The organism is Isoptericola sp. NPDC057391, assembly GCF_042668085.1.
Lineage (GTDB): Bacteria > Actinomycetota > Actinomycetes > Actinomycetales > Cellulomonadaceae > Isoptericola.
On sequence record NZ_JBHVBO010000280.1, the window covers coordinates 1 to 3682 of the forward strand.

Annotated in this window: 3 protein-coding genes; 2 read left to right on the forward strand and 1 reads right to left on the reverse strand. The window is 72.7% G+C overall.

The features are described from left to right. Nucleotides 1–21: 21 nt before the first annotated feature. On the reverse strand, nt 22–774 hold the full coding sequence (locus ACFUVW_RS20180; protein WP_430573079.1) for an IclR family transcriptional regulator: 753 nt from the start codon (nt 772–774) through the stop codon (nt 22–24). 109 nt (nt 775–883) lie between these two features. Here ACFUVW_RS20180 and ACFUVW_RS20185 point away from each other — a divergent pair, with 109 nt between their 5' ends. Both ACFUVW_RS20185 and ACFUVW_RS20190 read left to right on the forward strand, forming a co-directional pair. Beyond that, on the forward strand, nt 884–2362 hold the full coding sequence (locus tag ACFUVW_RS20185) for an NAD-dependent malic enzyme (protein WP_430573080.1): 1479 nt from the start codon (nt 884–886) through the stop codon (nt 2360–2362). Then, nucleotides 2359–3615, forward strand: coding sequence for a DUF6986 family protein (locus tag ACFUVW_RS20190; RefSeq protein WP_430573081.1), 1257 nt, complete (start codon nt 2359–2361; stop codon nt 3613–3615). The genes ACFUVW_RS20185 and ACFUVW_RS20190 overlap by 4 nt, the downstream gene beginning before the upstream one ends. Nucleotides 3616–3682: the final 67 nt, after the last annotated feature.

Sequence of the window (3682 nt, forward strand, 5' to 3'; positions counted from 1 at the left end):
GCGTCGGGTCGCCGCGCGCCGTCAGGCCGCGGAGAGCAGCTCCTTCGAGATGGTGTCCGCCACCTCGTGCAGGAGGGGGAGCGCGGCCTCGCCGAACTCGTAGGTCACGCGGGCCGCGGGCCCGGACACCGAGAGCGCGGTCGGGGTGGGCGCGTCCTTCACGGGGACGGCGAAGCACCGCACGCCGATCTCCTGCTCGCCGTCGTCGACGGCGTAGCCCTGCTCGCGGATCGTGCCGATCTCCTTGAGCAGGTCCTCGACGTCCGTGATCGACAGGTCCGTGGCGGGAGGCATCCCGACGCGACCGACGATGTCGCGGATCGTCTGGTCGGGCAGCTCGGCGAGCACCATCTTGCCGACGCCGGTGCAGTGCGTGTAGACGCGTCGTCCCACCTCGGTGAACATCCGCATCGAGTAGGACGACGAGGCCTGGGCGACGTACACGACCATGTCGCGGTCGATCATCGCGAGGTTGGCGCTCTCGCCGAGCTCGCGGGCGAGCCGCTCCAGGTGCGGGCGGGCGCTGGCGCCGAGCTGGCGTCCGGCGCTCTCGCCCAGCCGGATGAGGCGGGGTCCCAGGGTGTACCGGCGGGACGGGAGCTGGCGGGCGTAGCCGCGCCCGACGAGCGTCCGCATGAGCCGATGGATCGTCGGGAGCGGGAGACCGGCGGCCGCCGCCAGCTCGCTGAGGGCGGCGTCGCCGCCGAGGTCGGTCATGATCTCGAGCAGGTCGATCGCCCGGTCCACCGACTGCACTCCGGTGCCGTTCGCCATGGGTGTGGTCCCCCTTCGCAAAGTCTCATGAACCGATCCCGGTTCCAGAAACCATCCTTCCACATCTCGAAACTTCATGTCATCAGTGCCACGAAAGGAAACCCAGGCCATGGCGATGCCCAGCCCCAGCTATACGATCACCCTCCGCGTCGAGGCGCCCGCCTCGCAGCGCGCGACGAGCGAGATCGTCCACGAGATCGCCACGGCCGGCGGCTCGGTGATGGGCGTGGACATCGCCCAGTCGCACGCCGACTCGATCGTCGTCGACGTCACCTGCGACACGGTCGACGCCGAGCACGGCGAGCGGATCGTCGCGGCGCTCGACGCCCTCGACGGCGTGCGCGTGCTGAAGATGTCGGACTCGACGTTCCTCATGCACCTCGGTGGCAAGATCTCCGTCACCCCCAAGGTGCCGCTCAAGACGCGCCGCGACCTCTCGCGCGCGTACACGCCGGGCGTCGCCCGCGTCTGCCTCGCGATCGCCGACCGCCCCGAGGACGCGCGCCGCCTCACCATCAAGCGCAACACCGTCGCGGTCGTCACCGACGGCACGGCCGTCCTCGGCCTCGGCGACATCGGCCCGCAGGCCGCCATGCCGGTGATGGAGGGCAAGGCCGCGCTGTTCAAGCAGTTCGCCGACGTCGACGCCTGGCCCATCGCCCTCGACACGACCGACACCGAGGAGATCATCCGCACGGTCAAGGCGATCGCCCCCGGCTTCGGCGGCGTGAACCTCGAGGACATCTCCGCGCCGCGCTGCTTCGAGATCGAGAAGCGCCTCCGCGAGGAGCTGGACATCCCCGTCTTCCACGACGACCAGCACGGCACCGCCATCGTGGTCCTCGCGGCGCTCATCAACGCGCTCAAGGTCGTGGACAAGAAGATCGAGGACGTCCGCATCGCCGTCTCCGGTGTCGGCGCCGCGGGCTCGGCGATCATCCGCCTGCTGCTCGCCCAGGGCGCGAAGGACATCATCGGCTTCGACCGTCACGGGGCCCTCACGCCCGAGTCGGCGGGCGACGACGAGAACCGCACGTGGATCGTCGAGAACACCAACCCGTCGGGCTTCACCGGCACGCTCAAGGAGGGGCTCGTCGGCGCCGACGTCTTCGTGGGCGTCTCGGCCGGCAACATCCTCACGGGCGCGGACGTCGCGACGATGAACGACGGCGCGATCGTGTTCGCGCTCGCGAACCCGACGCCCGAGGTCGACCCGATCGCCGCGGGCGAGACGGCCGCCGTCGTGGCGACCGGCCGCAGCGACTACCCGAACCAGATCAACAACGTGCTGGCCTTCCCGGGCCTGTTCCGCGGCCTGCTCGACGCGGGCGCCACGCAGATCACGGACGAGATGCTGCGCGTGGCCGCGGTCGCGATCTCGTCGGTGGTGAGCGACGACGAGCTCAACTCCGCCTTCATCATCCCGGGCGTGTTCGACAGCCGCGTGGCCGAGGCCGTCGCGGACGCCGTCCGGACCGAGGGTCTCAAGGAGGTCCCGGTCGAGGCGCACCGCGCGGAGGACGCCGAGCACCTGGCCCAGCACCTGGGCCGGGCGCTGCACGCGGAGAGCGCGGCGGTGGCCCGATGAAGGCGTCCCTGGACCAGGCCGCGCTCGACGACGTCGAGCGCCGGCTCGCCGCGCACGACGCCCACCTCGAGCGGGCCTACCCGGGCGACGACGGCACGCGCCAGCCCGTGCACACCGTGTACGTGCCGGCGCACCGGTACGCCGCGGGGCTCGCGCAGGACTGGGGCGCCCAGGCCCGGGCCGCCGTCGAGGCGCAGGGGACCGAGGCGCTCCTGGACGCCGTCGGCGTGAGGGACGACCTGCGCGAGGCCGTCGCGGCCCAGGTGGAGCGGAAGCTCGCCACGGAGCCGATCGAGGACCTGCGCATCGACCTCGAGGACGGGTACGGCACGCACCCGGACGCCGAGGAGGACGAGGTGACCGCCGCCGCGGCAGCCGCGCTGCGCGCCGAGCTGGACGCCGGGGGAGCGACGCCGTTCGTCGGCATCCGGTTCAAGTGCTTCGAGCGGCCCACCCGGGCCCGCGGCCTGCGCACGCTGGACGTGTTCGTCAGCACCCTCGCGGCGTCGGGGGACCTGCCGGACGGGCTTGTGCTGACGCTGCCGAAGGTGACCGGCGTCGTGCAGGTCGAGGCGATGGTCGCCGTCTGCGAGCGGCTGGAGGAGGCGAACGGCCTGCCGGCCGGGCGCCTGCGCTTCGAGGTGCAGGTCGAGACGCCGCAGTCGATCCTCGACTCCGCGGGCACGACGACCGTCGCGCGGATGATCCACGCGGGGGCGGGGCGCGTGAGCGGCCTGCACTACGGCACGTACGACTACTCGGCGTCGCTCGGCATCGCGGCCGCGTACCAGTCGATGGAGCACCCGGCGGCGGACCTCGCCAAGGAGGTCATGCAGCTCGCGGCGGCCGGCACGGGTGTGCGGCTGTCCGACGGCTCGACGAACGTGCTCCCCGTCGGTGACGACGCGCAGGTGCGCGCCGCGTGGGCCAACCACGGGCGCCTCGTGCGCCGCTCGCTCGAGCGCGGCTTCTACCAGGGCTGGGACCTGCACCCGGCCCAGCTGCCGAGCCGGTTCGCGGCGACGTACGCGTTCTACCGCGAGGGCTTCGAGCCCGCTGCCGAGCGGCTGTCGAACTACGTGAACGAGGTGGAGGGGGCGGTGCTCGACGAGCCCGCCACCGCCAAGGCGCTCGCCTGGTACCTCAAGCGCGGCGTCGACTGCGGCGCGCTGGGCGCCGACGAGATCGTCGAGCGCACCGGCCTGCAGCCGGCCGAGCTCACCGCGATCGTGACCCGCCCGCTCGGGGGCTGACCCCGGCGCGCTCGCCTCGCGCCCCCGGCTCCCGGCCACGACGGCCCGGCAGGACGACGTCCTGCCG